This window comes from Paraburkholderia sp. 22099, assembly GCF_052045835.1.
Taxonomy (GTDB): domain Bacteria; phylum Pseudomonadota; class Gammaproteobacteria; order Burkholderiales; family Burkholderiaceae; genus Paraburkholderia; species Paraburkholderia terricola.
This window is the reverse complement of the sequence record NZ_JBQEPU010000038.1, coordinates 33,365-55,037: the sequence shown is the minus strand read 5'-3', so window position 1 is coordinate 55,037 and position 21,673 is coordinate 33,365. Positions and strand designations below refer to the sequence as shown.

Here is a 21,673-nt window from a genome sequence, read left to right as displayed (position 1 = left end):
GCGAACGCTCATGTACACACTCGGAATCAATGCCGTCTACCATGACAGCGCCGCGGCTCTTATGCGCGACGGCGTCGTGCTCGCCGCCGCCGAAGACGAGCGCTTCACGCACGTCAAGCATGCCAAGCGTCCCGTACCGTTCTCGACGTGGCAACTGCCCTTCGACGCAATCGACTACTGCCTGAAAGCCGCCGGCATCACGCTGGCCGAGGTCGATCACGTCGCCTATTCATACGATCCCGCCTTGTTCGGCGGCATGCCCAGGCGCCCCGGCGCCACCATCGAACTGCCGTTCGATCCGGCCAGCACGCGCTTGACGGACCCGTCCGCGTCGCCGTGGGACCCGCTCTTTCTCAGCTACATCGCCAATGCGAAGGGGCAATTGCTCGACGGCGCGCCGCATCATCTGCGCAAGCGTTTTCAGGGCGTGGACCGCGACAAGGGCTTTACGTGGCACTTCGTCGAGCATCACCTCGCGCACGAGGCGAGCGCGTTTCTCGCCGCGCCGTTCGACGACACCGCCGTGCTCACGATGGACGGACGCGGCGAAGGCGTGACGACCAGCATGGGGCAATTCGTCGGCGGCGACTATACGCGGCTCAAGCAGGTGGAATTGCCGCATTCGCTCGGCTTGCTCTATGAGGCGGTGACGGATTGGCTCGGCTTCCTGCATTCATCCGACGAGTACAAGGTGATGGCGCTCGCGTCATACGGCAAGCCGGCCTACGTCGACGTGTTCCGCGAGATCGTGCGCTATCGCAGCGACGGCAGCTACACGGTGGACGCGCCGCGCCTCGTCGAACGGTTCGGCCCGCCGCGCGAACGTGGCGGCCCGCTCGAACAGCGTCACTTCGACATCGCCAATTCGCTGCAACGCGTGCTGGAAGAAACGGTGCTGCAACTCGGCAACTGGCTGCATGAACAGACCGGCTTGAGCAAGCTGACGATGGCGGGCGGCGTCGCGCTGAACTGCGTGATGAATTCGAAACTGCGCGACGCGGGCCCGTTCGACACGGTGTGGGTGCAACCCGCCGCGGGCGACGCGGGCACCGCGCTCGGCGCGGCGCTGTGGATCGACTATCAGGAACGCGGCAAGCTCGGCGACCGCACGCGCCGCTGGCGAATGGATCACGCCTATCTCGGCCCCGAGTACAGCGACGAGGAAATCGAGCAATTCCTGCGCTGGTCCAAAGTCCCCTATCGCCAGCTCATCGACATCGCCGGGGAAACCGCCGACCTGCTTGCCGAAGGCCAGGTGATCGGCTGGTATCAGGGGCGCACGGAATTCGGGCCGCGCGCGCTCGGCGCGCGCTCGATTCTCGCCTCGCCGATCGATCCACGCATGCAGGCGAAGCTCAACGAGATCAAGGACCGCGAGGACTTCCGCCCGGTCGCGCCGGTCGTGATGGAAGAGCATGCGAGCGAGTGGTTCGTCGACGGCCAGGTCGCGCCCTTCATGCTGTTCATTTTCGACGTGCGCGCCGACAAGGCCGCGCGCATTCCGGCCGTGCGTCACGTGGACGGCACCGCGCGCGTGCAGACCGTGAACCGCGCGCAGCATCCGCTCTATTACGATCTGCTGGACGCGTTCAGGCAGCGCACCGGCGTGCCGATTCTGGTGAACACGTCGTTCAACACGCGCGGCGAGCCGATGGTGAATTCGCCGCGCGACGCGGTCGAATCGTTCTGGACCTCGCCGCTCGACGCGTTGGTGATCGGCCCGTTCCTCGTGCGCAAAGCGGGAGCCGGCGCATGAGTTCATCCGCGGGCGGACCGATCGAGCTGGGTTCGATCGACATGCCGGAGCACGCGGCGGAGCCGATCGCGGCCGGCTATCCCGGCGCGCTGCTTGCGCATCTGGACGTCTCGGTGGTCGTGCCGACCTACCGGCGCCCGGCGATGCTCGCCGCCTGCCTGCACGCGCTGATCGCCCAGGACTTCGCGCCCGAGCGCTACGAGATCATCGTGTGCGACGACGGTCCCGACGACAGCACGCGCGCCTGCGTCGAACGGTTTCGCGACGCCCAGGCGGCACGCGGCCCCGTGCTGCGCTATGTGCCGGTCACGCGCACCCAGGGACCGGCGGGCGCGCGCAATGCCGGCTGGCGCGTGGCCCGTTCGCCGATGATCGCCTTCACCGACGACGACACGCTGCCCAACCGGCAATGGCTCGCCAACGGCGTCGCGGCGCTCGCGCACGGCGCGGCCGCCGCCGCGGGCCGCATCGTCGTGCCGCTGCCCGCCTTGCCGACCGATTACGAAGCCGACGCGAGCGGCCTGGAACGCGCCGAGTTCGCCACCGCGAACGCGTTCGTGGTGCGCAGCTTCCTCACGATGACGGGCGGCTTCGACGAACGTTTCACGTCGGCGTGGCGCGAGGACTCCGATCTGCAATTCAGGCTGCTGCACGCGGGCGGCAAGATCGTGCGCGCCGACGATGCGGTGGTCGTGCACCCCGTGCGGCCCGCGCGTTGGGGCGTGAGCCTCGCGCAGCAGAAGAAGAGCCAGTTCGACGCGCTGCTGTTCAAGAAGCACCCTGCACTCTTCAGGACGCGGATTCGCGCGACGCCGCCGCTGCTCTACTACGCGATTCTCGGCGCGGCGTTGCTCGCGCTGATCGGCGGCCTCGCGGGCGACGTTGCCGCCGCCTCCACCGGCTTCACCGTATGGATCGCGTTGACCGGCTACTTCTGCGTGCGCCGTTTGCGCGGACGCGACCTCGGCTGGCGTCACGTCGCCGAAATGGCGTGGACCTCGATCCCGATTCCGTTTCTCTCGATCTTCTGGCGGCTCTACGGCGCTGTCCGTTTCAAGGTGTTCTTTCTATGACTCCACCCACGTTTTTCGCGGCGCTCGCGCCGCGCCGCATCGCCATTTTTCGCGCGCTGCAACTCGGCGACATGCTGTGCGCGGTGCCCGCGCTGCGCGCGTTGCGGCTCGCCGCGCCGCACGCGCATATCACGCTGATCGGCTTGCCGTGGGCGCAGGCGTTCGTCGATCGCTATACCGATCTGGTCGATGAACTCGTGGTGTTTCCCGGCGCGACGGGTTTTCCCGAGCAGCCGGAAACGGATGCGGGCTTGCCCGCGTTTCATGAAGCGATGCGCGCCCGCCACTTCGATCTCGCCATTCAACTGCACGGCAGCGGCGGCGTGGCGAACGATCTGCTGTTCGAATTCCGCGCCCGCGCCTATGCGGGCTTCGTGCAGGCGAACGAGCCGCACCGCGAGGGCGGCTTCATTGCCTGGCCCGAGCACCTGCCGGAATCCGAGCGCTATCTCGCGTTGATGAGCGCGCTCGGCGCGCCGGTCATCGCGCCCCGTCTGTCGTTTCCGCTAACCGAGCAGGACGCGGCCGAATACGCGTCGCTCGTCGCCGGGCATGGCATCGAAGCGCATCGGCTGGTGCTGATTCATCCGGGCGCGCAGTTGCCGTCGCGCCGCTGGCCCGCCGAGCGCTTCGCGCAGGTCGCGGACCAACTCGCCGCCGACGGCTGGCAGATCGCGATCACCGGCACCGCGGCGGAAGCGCCGGTCACCGGCGCGGCGCTCGGCGCGATGACCGCGCCCGCGCTGCACCTGGGCGGCGCGACCTCGCTGGGCGGACTCGCCGCGCTGGTCGACCACGCGCGGCTGGTGGTGTGCAACGACACCGGCATGTCGCATATCGCGGCGGCGATGGACACCGCCTCGGTCGTGATCGCCTCGGGCAGCGACACGCGGCGCTGGGCGCCACTCGACCACGAACGGCATCGCGTGCTGGCCGACTATCCGGCGTGCCGGCCGTGCATGTTCCGCGACTGTCCGTATGGTCATCCGTGCGCGTTGAACATCGGCGTCGAACGCGTGGTGGAGACGGCGCGCGCGCAGCTTGCGCGAGTTGGCGACGCGCGCCCGGCGCAGCCGTACGCGCTGCACGCGTCATCCGGCAACCCCGGTTTTCAGGAGCCGCATCATGCTGCGTGACTGCCGCCGCCTGCGGGTGCTGACCTGGCACGTGCACGGCAACTATCTGTACTACCTCACCCAGGCGCCGCACGATTTTTATCTCGTCACGCGGCCCGGCCATCCGCCCGGTTATGCGGGCAAGGTCGGCGTGCTGCCGTGGGGCGACAACGTTCACGAGGTCGACGCGGAGGACGTGCGCAACCAGGAATTCGACGTCATCCTGTATCAGCACAAGACGCATTGGGAACACGACCGCGAGCATGTGCTGAGCGAAGCGCAACGGCGCTTGCCGCGCGTCTATGTCGAGCACGATCCGCCGCAGGACAATCCGTTTCAGCAATGGCATTGGGTCGACGATCCCGACACGCTGCTGGTACACGTCACGCATTTCAACCGCCTGATGTGGGATTGCGGCGTCACGCCCACCCGCGTCATCGAGCATGGCGTGGTGGTGCCCGAGCGCGTGCGCTACACCGGCGAACTGGGGCGCGGCATCGTGGTGGTGAACCATCTGGCGCAGCGCGGACGCCGGCTCGGCGCGGACGTGTTCAGCGAGGTGCGCACGCGCGTGCCGCTCGATCTGGTCGGCATGGACGCCGAGCGGCTGGGCGGGCTCGGCGAAGTCGGCAATCTCGATCTCGCCGGGTTCAGCGCGCGCTATCGCTTCTTCTTCAATCCGATTCGCTGGACCAGTCTCGGCCTCGCGATCGTGGAGGCGATGACGATCGGCATGCCGATCGTCGGCCTCGCCACCACCGAACTCGCCACCGTGATCCGCAACGGCGAAAACGGCTTCGTGCATACCGACGTGGATGCGCTCGTCGACGCAATGAACGACCTGCTGCGCGATCCGGACGAAGCGCGGCGTCTCGGCGAAGGCGCGCGGCGCACGGCGCTGGAGCGCTTTCACATCGACCGCTTCGCGCAGGACTGGCACGACGCGCTGCTGCAAGTCACCGCCTGAGCCGGCCGGCCCGCGAAACCGACGCGCTCCACTATCGAGAACACATCATGAAAGAACTCACCCGCAAGCGGATTCTCGTCACCGGCGGCGCCGGTTTTCTCGGCTCGCATTTGTGCGAACGGCTCGTCATGCAAGGGCACGACGTGCTGTGCGTGGATAACTTCTACACCGGCACGAAGGACAACATCGCGCATCTGCTCGATTGCCCCAACTTCGAATTGATGCGGCACGACGTGACCTTTCCGCTCTACGTGGAAGTGGACGAGATCTACAACCTCGCCTGCCCGGCCTCGCCGGTCCACTATCAGCACGATCCGGTGCAGACCACCAAGACCAGCGTGCACGGCGCGATCAACATGCTGGGACTCGCGAAGCGCGTGAAGGCGAAAATCTTCCAGGCGTCGACGAGCGAGGTGTACGGCGACGCGCTCGTGCATCCGCAGAAAGAGGACTACTGGGGCCATGTGAATCCGATCGGCCCGCGTTCGTGCTACGACGAAGGCAAGCGCTGCGCCGAAACGCTGTTCATGGACTACCGGCGCCAGCACGGGCTGTCGATCCGTATCGCGCGCATCTTCAATACGTATGGGCCGCGCATGCATCCCGCCGATGGCCGCGTGGTCTCGAACTTCATGATGCAGGCCTTGCACAGCGAGCCCATCACCCTCTACGGCGACGGTTCGCAAACCCGCTCGTTCTGCTATGTGGACGACATGATCGACGCGTTCATCGGCTTGATGAACACGGCGGACGATCCGGGCGGCCCGGTCAATCTCGGCAATCCGCATGAAGTGAGCATGCTGGAGATCGCCGGGCGCATCGTCCAGTTGACCGGTTCTTCATCGCGCTTCGAACTGCGGCCCTTGCCGACCGACGATCCGTGGCATCGCCGGCCGGATATTTCGCGCGCGCGCGAGTTGTTCGGCTGGGAGCCGCGAACCGGACTCGACGAAGGGTTGAAGGCGACCGCGCAATACTTCCGCGCGCGAATCGAGGCAGGCGCGGCGGCTGCCCGGCCGCCGCATGTCAGCGGAACGACAGCCTGAGTTATGCAAACGAATGGCGATCGAGAGGTGACGTAATGTCCACGCCCCGAAATCTTAATCAGCGGGTGTTTCAATGCGCGCAGTTTCTTGCGGCAAGACCATCAGCACCCTTTCTAACAATATCCCCAGCTCATTTCCACACGCACGTCGATGGAAACGCTGAACGGCGAAGTCGAATCTGGAGCCCGTCACATGTTCCGTAGAACCCTCTTACCCATTCCGCTTGCGGCGCTGCTCGCGCTCGCCGCGTGCGGCAACGATACCGTGAGCCCGAGCGCGTCCGCGCCCGCCGCGATGGTGTCGGCGCAGGACGCCGTTGCAACGGCCACGCCGATCAAGCACGTGGTCGTGATCTTCGGCGAGAACGTGTCGTTCGATCATTACTTCGCGACCTACCCGCAAGCCGCCAACCCGGTCGGCGAGCCGCAATTCACGGCGGCGGCCGGCACGCCGGCGGTCAACAACCTCAGCAGCAACAACCTCATCGCGACGAACCCGAACGCGCTGCCCACCTCGCCGAATACGGCGGGCCGCACGGTCGGCCTCGTGACGATTCTCGGCCTCGGTCTGCCGGCAGCCGATCTGCTGCCGTTCCGTCTGGACCGCTCGCAGGCCAACACGGCGAGCCAGAATCACGCGTATGCCGCGGAACAGCTCGCCTACAACAACGGCGCGATGGACTCGTTCCCGCTCTTCACGGCGGCGGGTTCGACGATTGCCGGCAGCACCGGCGCGTTTGCGACGAAGGGCCAGGTGCTCGGCTACTTCGACGGCAATACCGTCACCGCCTTGTGGAACTACGCGCAGAACTTCGCGATGAACCAGAACGCGTACACCGATACCTACGGTCCGTCGACGCCGGGCGCGCTCGCCGTCGTGTCGGGGCAGAACAACGGCGTGATCGTGTCGGGCGGCACTTCCGCCAACGCGATTCCCGATTCGACGGGCGGCTTCACGATGGTCGGCGATCTCGACCCGACCGGCGACGTCTGCACGATCGCGGCGCACAGCACCGTGACGGGCACGATGTCGTCGCAGAACAGGAACATCGGCGACCTGCTCAACGCGAAGGGCCTCACGTGGGGCGGCTTCATGGGCGGCTTCAACCTGCAGACGGTCAATGCGAACGGCACCACCGGCTGCGCGCGCTCCACGTTCTCGCAAGTGCTGAACGCGACCAAGACCGACTACGTGCAGCATCATGCGTGGTTCCAGTATTACGCGAGCACGGCCAACCTCGCGCATACGCGTCCGTCGTCGACGGCGCTGATCGGCTCGACCGATCCGCTCGACAACACCGCCACGCCGGTTCACCACCAGTACGACACGGACGACTTCTTCGCCGCGGTGAAGGCGGGCAACTATCCGTCGGTGAGCTTCCTGAAAGCGCCCGCCGTGGAAGACGGCCATCCGGGCAACTCCGATCCGATCGACGAGCAGGCCTTCGTCACGAAGGTGGTCGACTTCCTGGAACAGCAGCCTGACTGGAAGAACACCGCCGTGATCGTCGCCTACGACGATTCGGACGGCTGGTACGACCATCGCTTCAAGGCGCCGACGAGTTCGTCGTTCGACTCGACCACCGTGCAATCGGCCGGCGGCAAGACGGTGGCCGGCAGCGACAACCTCTCCGGCGCGGGTCAGTGCACGGCGGCGGGCGCGGTGCAGCCGCAAGGCGTGAACGGCGGCGCGGTGAACGGCCGTTGCGGTCCGGGTACGCGCACGCCGTTTATCGTGGTGTCGCCGTGGGCCAAGGTCAATTTCGTCGACGACACGCCGATCACGCAGGCCTCCGTGGTGCGCTTCATCGAGGACAACTGGCTGGGCGGCCAACGCCTCGGCGGCGGTTCGTTCGACGCGAGCGCGGGCAGCATCATGAACCTGTTCGACTTCGCGGGCGCGGGCAAGACGCCGCCGCTGTATCTCGATCCGAACCTGGGCACGAAGCTCTCTGCGCCGCCGGCTATTTGAGCGCGCTCATGCCTCATGCCGTGCGTGGCGCGATCCACACAGCCGTGTTCGTGCATCGCGCCCGCAAGCAAGGTTTCAAATTCAGCGTGAAAGACCGCGAGATGTAATCAGGCGTCGAGCCAGTGCAAAGGTGCTGGCTCGATTCGCGTTTTGATCGCACCAATCGAGTTACTTGTCACCAACGCCATGAACCATTCTTCAGACGCCACCTTGCCATCGCCTTTGCCCGCGGGCGGCGAGCCGGGTCCGGCGATCGCCCGCCGCTCGCGGCGCAAACGGCTTGCATGGAGCGCGGCGGGCATCGCGCTCGCCTTCGTCGCCTATTGCGCGTATGCGCTGCTCTACCCCGAGCGCATGCCGCCCGCGGTGGGCGCGATCGTCGAGGAGCTCACCGGCGCGAATCCGCATCCGGTTCATTTGCTGCGTCCGCAAAACGCACCGCTGAGCGCGGTCGCGCTGCTCGGCAAACAGATTTTCTTCGACACGAGCCTGTCGGCTTCCGGCACGCAATCGTGCGCGTCGTGCCACTCGCCGCAGCATTCGTATGGGCCGGATAACGCGTTCCCCGTGCAGTTCGGCGGCGCGCATCTGAATCAGGCGGGCTACCGGCCGCCGCCTTCGCTGACGTACCTGTACCGGCAGGCGCCGTTCAGCATCGGCCCGGATCAGGGCGACACCGACGCGCCGGTGGACATGACGCAACTCGCGTCGCAGGCCGCGGGCATGCAGCGCGCGCAAAAGACCGCGCTCGCCGCGCCCGCCGCTCCGGCGATGGTGCCGCAAGGCGGCTTGTTCTGGGACGGCCGCGCCGATACGTTGCAGGACCAGGCGCTTGGGCCGCTGACGAATCCGGTGGAAATGGCCAATGCCACGCCGGAGGATGTCGCGCGCAAGCTGCTGCAAACCCGGTACGTGGATCAGTTCAGGCAACTGTTCGGCCCCGCTATCGTCGGCAACCCGAGCCTGTTGATTTCCGAGGCGATGTTCGCCGTGGGTCGGTATCAGATCGAGGACCGGTCGTTTCATGCGTTCAGCAGCAAGTACGACGACTGGCTCGAAGGCAAGGCGCGTCTCACGCGTGCCGAACTGCATGGCTTGCAGCTATTCAACGATAAAGACAAGGCCAACTGCGCGGGCTGCCACTTGAGCCAGCCGAGCAAGGACGGCTTGCCGCCGCTCTTCACCGACACGCAGTATGAAGCGCTGGGCGTGCCGCGCAATCCGGCGATTCCGGCCAACAAGGACCCGACCTTCTTCGACATGGGCGTATGCGGGCCGTTTCGCCATGATCTCGCACAACAGACGCAGTACTGCGGGATGTTCCTGACGCCGACCTTGCGCAATGCGGCGCACCGCAAGGTGTTTTTTCATAACGGCGTGTATCACGATCTGAAGCAGGTGATGGACTTCTATAACCTGCGCAATACCGCGCCGGAAAAGATCTATCCGCGCGACGCGGCCGGCAAGGTGCGGAAGTACGACGATCTGCCGGCGCAGTATCACGCCAACGTCGATGTCGGCGACGCGCCGTTCGATCGCAAGTTCGGCGATCAGCCCGCGATGAACGATCAGGACATACAGGACATCATCGCGTTCATGAAAACGTTGAGCGACGGGTATCAGGACGGCAAGTCCTGAAGCGTGACGGCGTATGGATGCCTCGCGCTGCCGCCGCGCTGCGCGGCGTCGTGAGAGCCGGTGAGGTATCCTTGCCGGCTCCACGAACTTTTATCCGTACCCGCCAGATGGCCGATTTTCCCTTCGACGCCGTACTCTTCGACTGCGACGGCGTGCTCGTCGATTCAGAACCCATCACCAACCGCGTGCTCACCGACATGCTCGGCGAGTTGGGCTGGCATTTGAGCGTCGAAGAGACGATGCGCATTTTTGTCGGCAAGGCCGTGAAAGACGAAGCGGCGTTGATCGAGGCGCGCACCGGCTACGCGATCACGGCGGACTGGCTCATGCAGTTTCGCGCGCGCCGCAATGCGGCGCTCGATCGGGAACTGGTGGCGATTCCGGGCGCGGCGGCCGCGGTGCGCGCGCTTCATTCGGCGCTGAACGGACGCATTGCGGTGGCGTCGGGCGCGGACCGCGTCAAGGTGGAATTGCAACTCGCCAAGGCGGGGATTCTCGAGTGCTTCGAAGGGCGGATTTTCAGCGGTCACGAAACGCCTCGCAGCAAGCCGTATCCCGACGTTTATCTGGCGGCCGCCGCCGCATTGGGCGTGGACCCGCGCCGTTGCGCGGTGGTGGAGGATACGGTGACGGGCGCAACGGCGGGCGTGGCCGCCGGCGCCACCGTGTTCGGCTATTGCCCGAGCGAGTTGGGCCACAGCAGCGCCACCGCCTTGCATGGCGCGGGCGCGGTGCAGATCTTTCGGGACATGGCCGGGTTGCCTCGCCTGCTCGCGGAATGGAGCGCGCGTTAAAGGCGCGTTGCGTTTAACGCTAACGCCGCGTTCGGCTATTCGAACGCGGGGTCGATCGGTACGCGATAGCCCACGGCGAGACGGTTGGTCTCGTTCGCCATGCCGACCACCGCCAGCAGTTCGCCGAACATCTCGTCGGTCATGCCGGCGCGCCGCGCCGCGGCCGTGTGGCTCGCCACGCAATAGCCGCAATTGTTGGTCACGCTCACCGCGACGTAAAGCAGTTCCTTGATCAGCGGATCGAGCGCGCCCGGCGCCATGACGTCTTTCAGGCTGTCCCACGTGCGCGCGAGTGTCGGCGGATGGTTGGCGATGAATTTCCAGAAGTTGTTGACGTCGTCCACCTGGCGGGTCTGCTTGATGTCGTCGTAGACCGCTTTGACTTGCGGGGATGCGGTGGAATAGTCGATGGGTTGAAGCTGGCTCATGGGGGCTCCTTTTGGTGCTGGGTTGGTGCTGGGTTGGTGATGGGCGGCGCGGCTCGCGCCTTTGTCAATTGTGCCCACAATCTTGCGAGCGGTGCGCGCGGACGGTCGGCGCCGCGATCCAGCGCCGCACTATCGCGGTTTATCGAGCGGCCGCAGCACTTGCCCGCTCAAGCTGTCTTCCACATGCCAGCCCGCCGCTCGCAACGCATCACGCAGACGGTCGGCTTCGCTCCAACGCCTGGCCTCGCGGGCCTTTACGCGCTCTTGCGCCAGTAGCGCGACTTCCGCGGGAATCGTGGCGGTGTCGTCTCGCCAGTCAGCGAGACCGAGACCGAGTACCGCATCCAGGCGATCGACGGTCGCTCTTCGCGTCGCGGCAGGCAATTCGCTCCTCACCACGTCCCACAACACCGCCAGTGCGCGCGGCAGGTTCAGATCCAGATCGACCTCGGCCTTGAAGCGGGCCATGCAATTCGCGTCCGGCGTGCCGCCCTCCGGCCACTGTGCGTAAGTGCGGCGCAAGCGTTCCAACGCGGCTTGCGCCGCATTCAGCGCGGCATCGTTAAAACGTAAACTGCTCCGATAATGGGCGCTCAGGCACAAATAACGGTAGGCAAGCGGATCGATGCCGCGCTCGCTCAACGTCCTCAGGCGCACAAAGTCACCTCCCGACTTCGACATCTTGCCGGTGTCCAGCGTGAGGAAATGGCCGTGCATCCAGAAATTTGCGAGTCGCGTGCCGTGGCGCGCCTGAGTCTGCGCGATTTCATTGCTGTGATGCACGGCAATGTGATCTTCACCGCCGCAATGAATATCGAACCACGGTCCGAGATATTTCGCCGACATCGCCGAGCACTCGATATGCCAGCCTGGAAAACCGCGTCCCCACGGACTGTCCCATTCCATTTGACGCGTGGCGCCGGGCGGGCTGAATTTCCACAGCGCGAAGTCCGTCGCATGCCGCTTTTCCCCAAGCGCAATCCGCTTGCCGGCATGCAGGCCCGCTGCGTCGAGACGCGCCAAATAGCCGTAATCGTCCTGCCTGCTCGTGTCGAAGTAGACACCGTCCGTCGTCGTGTACGTGTAGCCATTGCGCTCGAGCCCGTCGATAAAGTCGATCTGCTCGGCAATGTGATCGGTCGCGCGGCACCAGACGGCGGGCTCCAGCAAATTGAGCGCGCGCCAGTCGTCCATGAACGCCGACGTGTACCGTTCGGCAATCGCCCATGCGGATTCGCCGGTGCGCCGGCTGCCCTTTTCCATCTTGTCTTCGCCTTCGTCCGCATCGGAGACGAGATGGCCGACGTCGGTAATGTTGACGACGTGCCGCACGATGTAGCCGTTCAGCGTCAGCACGCGCCGCAGTACGTCTTCGAACACATACGTTCGAAGATTGCCGATATGCGCGTGGTCGTACACGGTGGGGCCGCAGCAGTAGAGGCCAACGTGATTCGCGCGAATCGGCTTGAAAGCGCGCAAGGCGCGCGACCACGTGTCGTACAGGGTGAGCGGCATTTTGATTCTTTCGCGCTGAGTGCTTCATGAATGAAAAAAGCCACCGGTCGTGTGACGAGTGGCCTCAGGGATACGGACGTGTTCAGCTCGACTCGCTAGACGCAAGCTCCCCTCGGCAGGCTGTGACAGCATGCGCGCAAAGAATGCGGACGGGAAAGAATAGAAGCGATCATGGAAACGATGCTAACTGGTGTTGGTGGGCGGGTCAATCTGAAAGCCGTCGAGCCCACGGCGCGCCATATGCCTGTCGGCACAAAAAACCCTTCAAGACGCGCCGATCACATGAGCGCGGTCAGCGCTGTGAACGAGCACGCTTCCAAACCAGAGGTCTTCATGTGCGGGAAGAAAACCGGATGCACGACGACCTGCACGAGAATCTGAACCACCGCGTCATGCAAGAGCGTGATTCAAGAGGCTTGTATCGAAGCGCGCAGAACTGTTTTTGACGCAGCATCCGCGCCGCACATGCCGCACCCGCAATGCACCCCGCCGCATCAGCCCGGCGTGCGGACCGCCGCTGCGGCGGGAACCGCTGCCTGCAAATGATCGCCGCCGTCCGGCGCCGACTCCGCGGGACGTACCGACCGCTCCGATTGCGCCAGCAGCGTGCCGACCGAAGGATCGATCGCATCGGTAAACGGCTTCGGATCGAGGCCGATGGCGAGCACGAGCAACGCCATTGCGCCGAGCAACGCAAACTCGCGCTTGCCCAGATCCCGAAGCTTCGCGACGCGTGCATTGGCAATCGCGCCGAAGATCACGCGCTTGTACATCCACAGCGTGTAGGCCGCGCTCAGGATCAGCGTGGAAGCCGCGATCGAGCCGATCCAGAAGTTGAAGCGGATCGCGCCCATCAGCACCATGAACTCGCCGACGAAACCCGAGGTGCCCGGCAGGCCGATATTGGCCATCGAGAACAGCATCACGAATGCGGCGAAGCGCGGCATCGTATTGGCGACGCCGCCGTATTCGGCGATCGACGCGGTTTTCGTGCGGTCGTACAGCATGCCCGTACACAACAGCATCGCGCCGGACACCACGCCGTATGACAGCATCTGCACGATCGCGCCGGCCTGGCCGATGCGGTTGAAGACGAACAGACCGAGCGTGACGAGCCCCATGTGCGCGACCGTCGAATAGGCGAGCAAACGGCGCATGTCGGTTTGCACGAGCGCCAGCAGGCTCGCATAGATCACCGCGACGAGCGACAGCGTGATCATCATCGGCGCGAAGAAGTGGCTTGCCTGCGGCGCGATCGGCAACGCGAAACGCAGCAGGCCATAACCGCCCAGCTTCAGCATGCCGATCATCACGGCGGCGCCGGTCGGACCGTCGAGGTGAACGTCCGGCAGCCAGCTATGCAGCGGCCACATCGGCACCTTCACGCCGAAGGCGGCGAGAAAGCCCAGGAAGATCAGAACTTGCGGCATGGTGCCGAGGCGCGTTTCACGCCATAGCGCGAGGTCGAAGCTGTGCGTCTGACTATACAGATACAGCATCGACATCAGCATCATCAGCGAGCCGAGGAACGAGACGAAGAAGAACTTCACCGCGGCGTAGGAGCGGTTCGAATGCCCCCACGTGCCGATCAGCAGATAGAGCGGAATCAGCGTCGCTTCGAACGAGATGAAGAACAACATGCCGTCGAGCGACGTGAACACGCCTTGCATGAAACCGGACAACATCAGGAACGCGCCGAAGTACTGCGCGGTGCGCTCGGTGATCGACTCCCACGAAGCCACCACGATGATGATCGTCGTGAGCGCGGTCAGCGCGACGAGCCACAACGAAATCCCGTCCACCCCCACATGCCACGCGATATCGAAGGTGGGCGACCAGCGGACGTTCTCGACGAACTGCATCGACGTGACGTCGTTGCGGAAATTCGCGACCAGCGGAATGACCGGCAGGAAGCCCGCCACCGCACCGGCGAGAGCGAGCATGCGGGTGCGGCCGCGGGCCTTGTCCGATCCGGCGCGCAGCACGACCAGGCCGGCAACAATGGGGATCCAGATGAGCAGACTGAGAAGCGGAGGCAATGGCATGTGTTCTTGGATACTTGGTGTGCGAAAACGAGTGCAAAACACCCCTCCAATACTTTCAAATGAGAAAGCATTGAAACGGATTTGAAGGCTTTGGTTCGCTGAGGAAGTCGGGCGGCGCTAAACGACGTTTCTTTGAGGCAAATCAGCAAGGAGTAGGAGATTACCCTTATATAAAAGATTTTGCAGCGCATCAATGAAAAAAAGTACTAGGCGAAATGCGCCATTGCCAGGAACGCTCTTGAACGAAAAGACGGAATGTGCAGACGCACATTCCGTCACTCGTCAAACGAGGAAGACGAAGGGCTGCATGCCCCAAAGCGAGGCATGAGGAGAAGAGGAACGCGCGACTGAACTGCGCGATGTTATGTTTTTGAAAGTATTCGGTGACGGGAGCAGGTTCTTCTCATCGCCCTATTACGTTCGCGCCTAATTCGTTGAGCGCCGGCGCGAGCCGCGCCCCGACACCACGTTGCCGGTACTGTCGAGGATCGCGACGTCGGTCTGTTGCTCCGTCTCGCTGATCGCGGTTGCCGAGGGAAGCATCGGGTACGCCGCGTCCGCACCCGTTTGCTGCGCGTCGTCGCCGGCGGCGCTGATCCACGCCTCGAATTCGCGCGCGTAGTTCGCGAAGCCCTGCCGCGCCGTGGCGATCAATTCAAGCTGATTCTGCGCGACGATTTCGCCGAGATGCGTCACGTAGGCTTTCGCCTTGGTCGCGGCGGCTTCGGTCAGTTGCGTCTGCAAAAAGAACAGGTCGAATGGCGAGGCAGGCGACAGCGCTTCGGACACAATCGCCTGACGTTCCGCGAGACTCGTTTTGATCGCCTGCACATTCAACTGCGTCACTTTTTCGAAACCCTCGAACGCACGTTGCGCGAAGTCGCCAAAAGCGGCGATGCCGGCGCTCTGTGTGTCGATAAGTTGCTGTGAGATCTGGCTGGTCATGGTGCACTCCGGAAAGGACGTTTTCGCCGCGCTGAGGCTGGCGAGCAGTCGTCGACCGCCGCTGGGTCGCAGCAAGCGCTGTTCCATCGGGGTACGGCGGCGAACGATAATGAAGCGCGTCCCGGAGCGCGCGCGGCGAGCCCTGCGCCACGCCGGCAAGCCGCTTATACTGCGCCGGTTCACAAACAACACGCATGCGCGGCGCGCACATTCATCGGCCGCCGCCACGCCGCCCTCTTCTGCCTGACTGACCGGATACCGCATGCCTGGTGAGGACACTGCCGTTCCCGCGCTCGAGTGCCGCGGGCTGAGCAAAAGCTATGGCGCCGGCCGCATCGTGCTGGCGCAACTCGATTTCACGCTGGAGCAGGGAGAATTCGTCGCGATCATGGGCGACTCGGGCGTCGGCAAGTCGACGCTGCTCAATCTGATCGCCGGTCTCGACAGCGCGGATAGCGGCGAGGTGGTCATCGACGGAAGCGCCGTTGCGCGTCTCGACGACAATGCGGCCACGCGTCTGCGCCGGCAAAAACTCGGCTTCGTGTTTCAGGCATTCCACGTGCTGCCGCATCTCACGCTCGCGCAAAACGTTGCGCTGCCACTGTTGCTGAACAATCTGTCCACGGCCAGTGCGCTCGACATGCTCGCGGCGGTCGGCTTGAGCGGCCGCGGCGACGATTTTCCGCGCCAACTCTCCGGCGGCGAGTTGCAGCGCGTCGCGATCGCGCGCGCGCTCGTGCATCATCCCAAACTGATTCTCGCCGACGAACCCACCGGCAATCTCGATCCCGATACCGCGCACGACGTGCTCGCCCTGTTTCGCGCGCAAAGCAAGGCGACGGGCGCGGCCACGATCATGGTTACGCACTCGCAAGCCGCCGCCGCAATCGCCGACCGCATTCTGATTCTGAGCGATCGCGGTTTGCACGCATCGTCCGGGCACACCGCGCGATCCGACGATGACGCGCACTGAGCCACGTTCACTGCCGCGCACGCCCGGACACCGCCTGCTCGCGCGCTGGCTGCTCGGCGCCGAATGGCGCAGTCATCGCGGACGCGCGCTGGTCGCGATCTCCACCATCGCGCTCGGCGTGGCGCTCGGTTACGCGGTGCAATTGATCAATAGCGCGGCCTTCATTGAATTCTCCGCGGCGGCCCGCAGTCTCTCGGGCGTCGCGGATCTTCAGGTGCGCGGCGCGCACGCTTCATTCGACGAGTCCGTTTATCCGCGCCTCGCAACCGAGCCCGGCGTCGCGCTGGCGAGTCCCGTGCTCGCGCTCGACGTCACCGTGCCGAATCAAAGCGCCGCGCTGCCGGTGCTCGGCATCGACGTCTTCAAGGCGAGCCGCATTGCGCCCGATCTGACCGGCGTGCCGTCGCCGGACCGGCCGTTCGATACGCTCGCGAGCGACACGGTGTTTCTCTCCACGGCGGCGCAGCAATGGTTGAAGGTGACAACCGGCGACCGCATCGCGCTGCGAAGCGGCACGTCCATCGTGCATTTGCGCGTGGCCGGCGGCCTGGTGAGAACGCGTCCGGGTCAGCGGCTCGCGGTGATGGACATCGCCGCCGCCCAATGGAAGTTCGGCAATGCCGGCAAGCTCTCGCGCGTCGACTTGCTGCTCAAACGCGGTGTGGATCGCGAGCGCTTCAGGCGTGAACTGCAGACACGCCTGGGCAACCAGTGGGTGATCGCCGAAACACGCGATGCCGAGAGCCGCACCGATCGTCTGTCGCGCGCTTATCGAATCAACATGAACGTGCTTGCGCTGGTCGCGCTTTTCACCGGCGCGTTCCTCGTGTTTTCGACGCAGGCGCTGAGCGTCGTGCGGCGGCGTGCGCAGTTCGCGATGCTGCGCGTACTCGGACTGACACGCGGCCAGTTGCTGCGCCAGATCCTGATGGAAGGCGCGTTGCTCGGGCTGCTCGGCTCGCTCTCCGGTCTCGCGCTCGGCTATGCGATGGCCAGCGGCGCGCTGCGTTTTTTCGGCAGCGATCTTGGCGGCGGCTACTTTCCCGGCGTAGAGCCGCAAGTCGGCTTCGAACCGCTCGCCAGCGCGCTGTTTCTGACGTTGGGAATCGCGGTGTCGGTATTCGGCAGTCTCGCCCCGGCGCTGGAAGCGGCCCGCGCGAGGCCCGCGGCCGCGCTCAAGGCGGGCGCCGAGGAAGGCGCGTTGGCGCGGCTCGCCACGCCGTGGCCCGCTCTACTGTGCCTGCTCGCCGCCGCCGTTCTCACGCGATTGCCGCCTTTGTTCGATGCGCCGATTGCCGGCTATCTCGCCGTCGCGCTGTTGTTGCTCGGCGGGATCGCGTTGATGCCGCGCGTGACCGCGCTCATCTTCGGCGCGGCGAGCCGTGCGTTCGGTGCGCGGCGTCGCGTGGGCGCGGCGGGCACACTCGCGCTGGCGCGTCTCGCGAATGCGCCGGGCCACGCGTCGATCGCGATGGGCGGCGTGTTGTCGAGCTTCGCGCTGATCGTCGCGATGGCGATCATGGTGGCCAGCTTCCGTGTTTCCGTCGAGGACTGGCTGGGTCATCTGCTGTCGGCCGATCTGTACGTGCGCGCAGCACCGAACGGCGATACCGGCGGCTTGCGTCCCGCTGAACAGACGCTGCTCGCAGCCGTGCCCGGCATCCGCAGGGCCGCGTTCGCCCGCACGTCGCATCTCACGCTCGATCCCGCGCGCCCGGGCATCGCCGTGCTCGCGCGTGAAATCGACGCCGCCGATCCCGGCGCGAACCTGCAAATGACCGGCGCGATACTGAGTCCGTCCGAGCTTCACGAAGGCGAAACACCCATCTGGGTATCCGAAGCCATGATCGATCTGTATGGGTACCAGCTTGGCCGGCGCGTGCAATTGCCGCTTGGCGAGCGCGGCCACGTGTTCGTCGTGGCCGGCGTGTGGCGCGATTACGTGCGGCAGACGGGCGCGATCCAGATACGGCTCGCCGACTATCGCCGCCTGACCGCCGACACGAGCGCGACCGATGTGGCCGTGACCGTGCAGCCGGGAACGAGCGTCGAACGCGTGATCGCGGGATTGCGCGCGCTGCCCTTCGGCGCATCGCTGGATCTGTCGCTACCCGGCGAGATTCGCGCGCGCACGCTCGTCATCTTCGACCGGAGCTTCGCGGTCACTTATCTGCTGGAGGCGGTGGCGATCGTGATCGGCCTGTTCGGCGTGGCCGCGACGTTTTCCGCGCAGACGCTCGCGCGGGCTCGCGAGTTCGGCATGCTGCGGCACGTGGGCGTGACGCGCTCGCAGATTCTCGCGATTCTCGCGCTCGAAGGCGGCATGCTTACCGCTTGCGGCATTGCGATGGGCTTCGCGCTCGGCTTCGCGATCAGTCTGATTCTGGTGTTCGTCGTCAATCCGCAATCGTTTCATTGGAGCATGTCGCTGCACGTTCCGTGGACCGTGCTGGGCACGGTCGCGCTGGTGATGCTGGCTTCGTCGTGCTCGACGGCGGTGATCGCGGGACGCGGCGCGGTGTCGGTGGATGCGGTGCGCGCGGTGAAGGAGGATTGGTGATGCGGGCGCTACTTTGCGCGGGCGTTTTGCTGGCTTCGTCGGTGTTCGCCGCGACGCCGGAGTTTGCAGCGGTAACGCCGGGCCATTCGATCTCGCTGGCGCAAGACAGCGGCGCGCATGACGGTTTTCGCACCGAGTGGTGGTACGCAACCGGCTGGCTTGATACGCCCGACAAACAGCCGCTCGGTTTTCAGATCACGTTCTTTCGCTCGGCAACGGGTCATGATCCGGCCGATCCGAGCGCGTTCGCGCCGTCGCAATTGATCATCGCGCATGCCGCGTTGAGCGATCCGGCGTTGGGGCATCTTGCGCACGATCAGCGCATTGCCCGCCAGGGTTTCGGACTCGCTTATGCGAAGCCGGACAACACCGACGTCAAGCTCGATGCATGGAAAATCGTTCGCGCCGCGGACGGCCACTACGAGGTCACGGTCGACGCGGACGGCTTCTCGCTGCATCTCGCGCTGACGCCAACGCAAGCGCCCTTGCTCCAGGGCGAGCGCGGCTATTCGCGCAAAGGTCCGCGGCCTGAACAGGCGAGCTATTACTACAGCGAGCCGCACTTGCGCGTAACCGGCACTGTCGTTCGACCAGCCGCGGCGGGCGGCAGATCGAAGGACGGCACGGTCGTCACGGGCGCCGCGTGGCTCGATCATGAATGGTCGAGCACGCTGCTCGACGCGAATGCGCTCGGCTGGGACTGGCTCGGCGCCAATCTAACGGACGGCTCGGCGTTGATGGCGTTCAGAATTCGCGGTCGCGATGGGCGCGCGATGTGGGCGCATGCGGCATTGAGAAATCGCGCCGGCGAAGTGACGACCTTCGGCCGCGATCAGGTCGACTTCACGCCGGTACGCACGTGGCGCTCGCCGCGCACGAATACGCCCTATCCGGTTTCGATGACGGTCAAGACCGGCGCGCTGACATGGCGGCTCGATCCCTTGATGGACGACCAGGAACTCGATTCCAGGCAATCGACCGGTGCGGTGTATTGGGAAGGTGCGGTGCGGGTGAGTCGCGATGGCGCGGACGTCGGACGGGCGTATCTGGAACTCACCGGCTATGCGGACGCGCTGCGAATCGGCAGGGATTGAAGGCGAAAGACCAGCGGGATGTTCGCGCACTGCGACGCGCGCTAACCGATCAGTTCTTCCGGCGTAAAACGCCGCGCGTCCCACGCGTCGACCAGCGCTTCGCAGCGGCCCAGCCGTATCGCCTCACGTTCGAAATCGACGAATACTATTTCATCGGCGTCGAGCGGGCGAGTCGGCTGATCGCTGCTGCGGCCGTCGGTCAGGATCCACAGCCAGCGTTGCTGCGCCGGACGACGGCGCGCGCTGCGTTCCAGCAAGCGTGCCGCCTCGCGAACGCCGGACGCGAGCGGCGTGCCGCCGCCGCCGCCCACGGGACGCAGCCACCGTTCATTCCACCAGCGCGGCACGGCGGGACCGAAACGCACGTCCGCCCCATTGCCGCCGAAGCAGATCAGCGCCGCTTCGGCGCGCGCGGCGCTCGCGCGGTCGAACAAGGCAATCAGCAGCCCCTTGGCGAGCGCGAGGCGCTGCCCGGCCAGCATGGACCCGGAGCAATCGAGGACGAAGCAATGCAGCACACCGCCGCGCGGCGCCTCGCGCACGAAGCGCAGATGCTCGGCGCGCAGCGTCTCCTGGCGCATCGCGGCGAGCGTCGGCGGCCACGCGATCCGCTTGCCCGGCGTGCCGCGCAAGCGGTTGCGCGAATTCACGCCCGCGCCTTGCCGCCATCGAAAACCGCTGCGCGAGTCAGCGGCGGCGCCCTTCCGATGGCTCAGCGTTTTTTTGCGCTAAGTGGAATGACGCCTTTGACCTGAGTGATGGCGGAACGCTCGGGCGGCAGGTAGCCCCAATCGCTTTCGCTACTGGCTGCGGCCGCATCGTGTGCAGTCGGGGACGAGTCCTTTGAACCGCTCTCGCGCGCGTCATCGCCCTGCTGAGGGTCACGCTGATGCCGCCGATGAACCAGCACAGCCTCGGCGACCCGATCGACATGCTCGGCGCTAATCGCCGCCGCCTGTTCCAGCGCCGCCAACGCCCGCGCCGCGCGCAACATCACGAGATCGGCGCGCAAACCATCCACGGCCGCGCCGATGCACAGCGCGCTGACGCGCGCGTGCACCGTATCGTCGAACGCGAGTTGCGGCAGCGCTTCGCGCGCCGCGCGAATCCGCTGAACATAGCGCTGCTGCGCTTGCTCATGACGCGCGCGAAAACCGCCAGGATCGAGATCGAACGCCAGCCGCGCTTTCACGATTTCGTGACGCACACGCGGCTCATAACAGTTCTGCAACTCGACCATCAAACCAAAGCGGTCGATCAACTGCGGACGCAACTCGCCTTCCTCGGGATTCATCGTGCCGATCAGCACGAAGCTCGCATCGTGACTGTGCGACACGCCGTCGCGTTCGACGGTATTCACGCCGCTTGCCGCGGCGTCGAGCAAGGCATCGACGAGCGCATCCGGCAGCAGATTGACTTCATCGACATACAGCACGCCGCGATGCGCCCTGGCGAGCAGGCCCGGCGAAAAGCGCACCGAACCATCGCGCAGCACGGTTTCGATATCGAGCGTGCCGATCAGACGATCCTCGCTCGCGCCGAGCGGCAAATTCACCAGTTGCCCTTCCGGCAGCAACTCAGCAAGCGCGCGCGCGGCGGTCGACTTCGCCGTGCCGCGCGGTCCGCTCACCAGCACGCCGCCCAGCCCCGGATCGATCGCGGCCAGCAACAGCGCCTGCTGCAACGGCGCCTGGCCGATCAGCGCGGCAAAGGGAAACGCGGGTCGCTGGGTTGCTGCCGTCATGTCGCTGCC

Annotated in this window: 18 protein-coding genes; 12 read left to right on the top strand and 6 right to left on the bottom strand. The window is 65.4% G+C overall.

From position 1 onward, the window contains the following. Positions 1-10 precede the first annotated feature (10 nt). The 8 genes from ACTJLC_RS27615 (at position 11) to ACTJLC_RS27580 (ending at position 10,360) form a co-directional block, all read left to right on the top strand. Complete coding sequence (locus ACTJLC_RS27615; protein ID WP_073431143.1) at positions 11-1,756, top strand: carbamoyltransferase family protein; 1,746 nt, start codon at positions 11-13, stop codon at positions 1,754-1,756. After that, a complete protein-coding gene (locus ACTJLC_RS27610) occupies positions 1,753-2,829 on the top strand; it encodes a glycosyltransferase family 2 protein (protein WP_310134171.1) in 1,077 nt (358 codons plus the stop codon). The genes ACTJLC_RS27615 and ACTJLC_RS27610 overlap by 4 nt, the downstream gene beginning before the upstream one ends. Then, positions 2,826-3,965, top strand: a complete 1,140-nt coding sequence (locus ACTJLC_RS27605; protein ID WP_310134174.1) for a glycosyltransferase family 9 protein — start codon at positions 2,826-2,828, stop codon at positions 3,963-3,965. The genes ACTJLC_RS27610 and ACTJLC_RS27605 overlap by 4 nt, the downstream gene beginning before the upstream one ends. Beyond that, positions 3,955-4,911: a glycosyltransferase family 4 protein gene (locus ACTJLC_RS27600; RefSeq protein ID WP_083085624.1), complete on the top strand. Its 957-nt coding sequence runs from the start codon at positions 3,955-3,957 to the stop codon at positions 4,909-4,911. The genes ACTJLC_RS27605 and ACTJLC_RS27600 overlap by 11 nt, the downstream gene beginning before the upstream one ends. Positions 4,912-4,958: 47 nt before the next feature. Beyond that, a complete protein-coding gene (locus tag ACTJLC_RS27595) occupies positions 4,959-5,957 on the top strand; it encodes a UDP-glucuronic acid decarboxylase family protein (protein ID WP_310134178.1) in 999 nt (332 codons plus the stop codon). Between the two features lie 192 nt (positions 5,958-6,149). Beyond that, positions 6,150-7,928: a phospholipase C gene (locus tag ACTJLC_RS27590; protein ID WP_310134181.1), complete on the top strand. Its 1,779-nt coding sequence runs from the start codon at positions 6,150-6,152 to the stop codon at positions 7,926-7,928. Positions 7,929-8,114: 186 nt separating this feature from the next. Further along, on the top strand, positions 8,115-9,566 hold the full coding sequence (locus ACTJLC_RS27585; protein ID WP_310134184.1) for a cytochrome-c peroxidase: 1,452 nt from the start codon (positions 8,115-8,117) through the stop codon (positions 9,564-9,566). A gap of 107 nt (positions 9,567-9,673) precedes the next feature. Continuing rightward, positions 9,674-10,360 (top strand): HAD family hydrolase, encoded by a 687-nt coding sequence (locus ACTJLC_RS27580; protein WP_310134187.1) that lies wholly within the window; start codon positions 9,674-9,676, stop codon positions 10,358-10,360. 35 nt (positions 10,361-10,395) lie between these two features. Here ACTJLC_RS27580 and ACTJLC_RS27575 read toward each other — a convergent pair whose 3' ends face one another. Both ACTJLC_RS27575 and cysS read right to left on the bottom strand, forming a co-directional pair. Next, a complete protein-coding gene (locus ACTJLC_RS27575) occupies positions 10,396-10,788 on the bottom strand; it encodes a carboxymuconolactone decarboxylase family protein (RefSeq protein WP_073431149.1) in 393 nt (130 codons plus the stop codon). Between the two features lie 129 nt (positions 10,789-10,917). After that, complete coding sequence (cysS, locus tag ACTJLC_RS27570; protein WP_073431150.1) at positions 10,918-12,303, bottom strand: cysteine--tRNA ligase; 1,386 nt, start codon at positions 12,301-12,303, stop codon at positions 10,918-10,920. A 171-nt stretch (positions 12,304-12,474) separates the two neighbouring features. Between cysS and ACTJLC_RS27565 the strand changes: the two genes are divergently transcribed. Then, positions 12,475-12,684 carry a hypothetical protein gene (locus ACTJLC_RS27565; protein WP_310134190.1) on the top strand — a complete coding sequence of 70 codons (210 nt, stop codon included), beginning with the start codon at positions 12,475-12,477 and terminating at the stop codon, positions 12,682-12,684. Between the two features lie 113 nt (positions 12,685-12,797). Here the strand turns inward: ACTJLC_RS27565 and ACTJLC_RS27560 are convergent, their stop codons facing one another. Beyond that, on the bottom strand, positions 12,798-14,348 hold the full coding sequence (locus ACTJLC_RS27560) for a complex I subunit 4 family protein (RefSeq protein ID WP_310134193.1): 1,551 nt from the start codon (positions 14,346-14,348) through the stop codon (positions 12,798-12,800). 426 nt (positions 14,349-14,774) lie between these two features. After that, the gene (phaP, locus tag ACTJLC_RS27555; protein ID WP_310134196.1) at positions 14,775-15,293 is read right to left on the bottom strand and encodes a TIGR01841 family phasin; all 519 of its coding nucleotides are present in this window, start codon (positions 15,291-15,293) and stop codon (positions 14,775-14,777) included. Positions 15,294-15,555: 262 nt separating this feature from the next. Between phaP and ACTJLC_RS27550 the strand changes: the two genes are divergently transcribed. The 3 genes from ACTJLC_RS27550 to ACTJLC_RS27540 are packed head-to-tail and all read left to right on the top strand — an operon-like array spanning position 15,556 to position 19,920. Beyond that, positions 15,556-16,266, top strand: a complete 711-nt coding sequence (locus tag ACTJLC_RS27550; RefSeq protein WP_310134199.1) for an ABC transporter ATP-binding protein — start codon at positions 15,556-15,558, stop codon at positions 16,264-16,266. Continuing rightward, entirely contained in the window at positions 16,253-18,826 is a 2,574-nt protein-coding gene (locus tag ACTJLC_RS27545; RefSeq protein WP_310134201.1) for an ABC transporter permease, read from the top strand. The genes ACTJLC_RS27550 and ACTJLC_RS27545 overlap by 14 nt, the downstream gene beginning before the upstream one ends. Continuing rightward, the gene (locus ACTJLC_RS27540) at positions 18,826-19,920 is read left to right on the top strand and encodes a lipocalin-like domain-containing protein (protein ID WP_310134202.1); all 1,095 of its coding nucleotides are present in this window, start codon (positions 18,826-18,828) and stop codon (positions 19,918-19,920) included. The genes ACTJLC_RS27545 and ACTJLC_RS27540 overlap by 1 nt, the downstream gene beginning before the upstream one ends. 41 nt (positions 19,921-19,961) lie before the next feature. Here the strand turns inward: ACTJLC_RS27540 and ACTJLC_RS27535 are convergent, their stop codons facing one another. Together ACTJLC_RS27535 and ACTJLC_RS27530 are read right to left on the bottom strand one after the other, a co-directional pair. Further along, positions 19,962-20,501: a vWA domain-containing protein gene (locus ACTJLC_RS27535; RefSeq protein WP_374709876.1), complete on the bottom strand. Its 540-nt coding sequence runs from the start codon at positions 20,499-20,501 to the stop codon at positions 19,962-19,964. Between the two features lie 131 nt (positions 20,502-20,632). Further along, on the bottom strand, positions 20,633-21,664 hold the full coding sequence (locus tag ACTJLC_RS27530; protein WP_310134205.1) for an ATP-binding protein: 1,032 nt from the start codon (positions 21,662-21,664) through the stop codon (positions 20,633-20,635). Positions 21,665-21,673: the final 9 nt, after the last annotated feature.

What these genes read in the sequence shown, in the direction of transcription:
- ACTJLC_RS27615 (WP_073431143.1), top strand. Translation starts at nt 11, where the DNA reads ATGTACACACTCGGAATCAATGCCGTCTACCATGACAGCGCCGCGGCT.
- ACTJLC_RS27610 (WP_310134171.1), top strand. Translation starts at nt 1,753, where the DNA reads ATGAGTTCATCCGCGGGCGGACCGATCGAGCTGGGTTCGATCGACATG.
- ACTJLC_RS27605 (WP_310134174.1), top strand. Translation starts at nt 2,826, where the DNA reads ATGACTCCACCCACGTTTTTCGCGGCGCTCGCGCCGCGCCGCATCGCC.
- ACTJLC_RS27600 (WP_083085624.1), top strand. Translation starts at nt 3,955, where the DNA reads ATGCTGCGTGACTGCCGCCGCCTGCGGGTGCTGACCTGGCACGTGCAC.
- ACTJLC_RS27595 (WP_310134178.1), top strand. Translation starts at nt 4,959, where the DNA reads ATGAAAGAACTCACCCGCAAGCGGATTCTCGTCACCGGCGGCGCCGGT.
- ACTJLC_RS27590 (WP_310134181.1), top strand. Translation starts at nt 6,150, where the DNA reads ATGTTCCGTAGAACCCTCTTACCCATTCCGCTTGCGGCGCTGCTCGCG.
- ACTJLC_RS27585 (WP_310134184.1), top strand. Translation starts at nt 8,115, where the DNA reads ATGAACCATTCTTCAGACGCCACCTTGCCATCGCCTTTGCCCGCGGGC.
- ACTJLC_RS27580 (WP_310134187.1), top strand. Translation starts at nt 9,674, where the DNA reads ATGGCCGATTTTCCCTTCGACGCCGTACTCTTCGACTGCGACGGCGTG.
- ACTJLC_RS27575 (WP_073431149.1), bottom strand. Translation starts at nt 10,788, where the DNA reads ATGAGCCAGCTTCAACCCATCGACTATTCCACCGCATCCCCGCAAGTC.
- cysS (WP_073431150.1), bottom strand. Translation starts at nt 12,303, where the DNA reads ATGCCGCTCACCCTGTACGACACGTGGTCGCGCGCCTTGCGCGCTTTC.
- ACTJLC_RS27565 (WP_310134190.1), top strand. Translation starts at nt 12,475, where the DNA reads ATGGAAACGATGCTAACTGGTGTTGGTGGGCGGGTCAATCTGAAAGCC.
- ACTJLC_RS27560 (WP_310134193.1), bottom strand. Translation starts at nt 14,348, where the DNA reads ATGCCATTGCCTCCGCTTCTCAGTCTGCTCATCTGGATCCCCATTGTT.
- phaP (WP_310134196.1), bottom strand. Translation starts at nt 15,293, where the DNA reads ATGACCAGCCAGATCTCACAGCAACTTATCGACACACAGAGCGCCGGC.
- ACTJLC_RS27550 (WP_310134199.1), top strand. Translation starts at nt 15,556, where the DNA reads ATGCCTGGTGAGGACACTGCCGTTCCCGCGCTCGAGTGCCGCGGGCTG.
- ACTJLC_RS27545 (WP_310134201.1), top strand. Translation starts at nt 16,253, where the DNA reads ATGACGCGCACTGAGCCACGTTCACTGCCGCGCACGCCCGGACACCGC.
- ACTJLC_RS27540 (WP_310134202.1), top strand. Translation starts at nt 18,826, where the DNA reads ATGCGGGCGCTACTTTGCGCGGGCGTTTTGCTGGCTTCGTCGGTGTTC.
- ACTJLC_RS27535 (WP_374709876.1), bottom strand. Translation starts at nt 20,501, where the DNA reads ATGCGCCAGGAGACGCTGCGCGCCGAGCATCTGCGCTTCGTGCGCGAG.
- ACTJLC_RS27530 (WP_310134205.1), bottom strand. Translation starts at nt 21,664, where the DNA reads ATGACGGCAGCAACCCAGCGACCCGCGTTTCCCTTTGCCGCGCTGATC.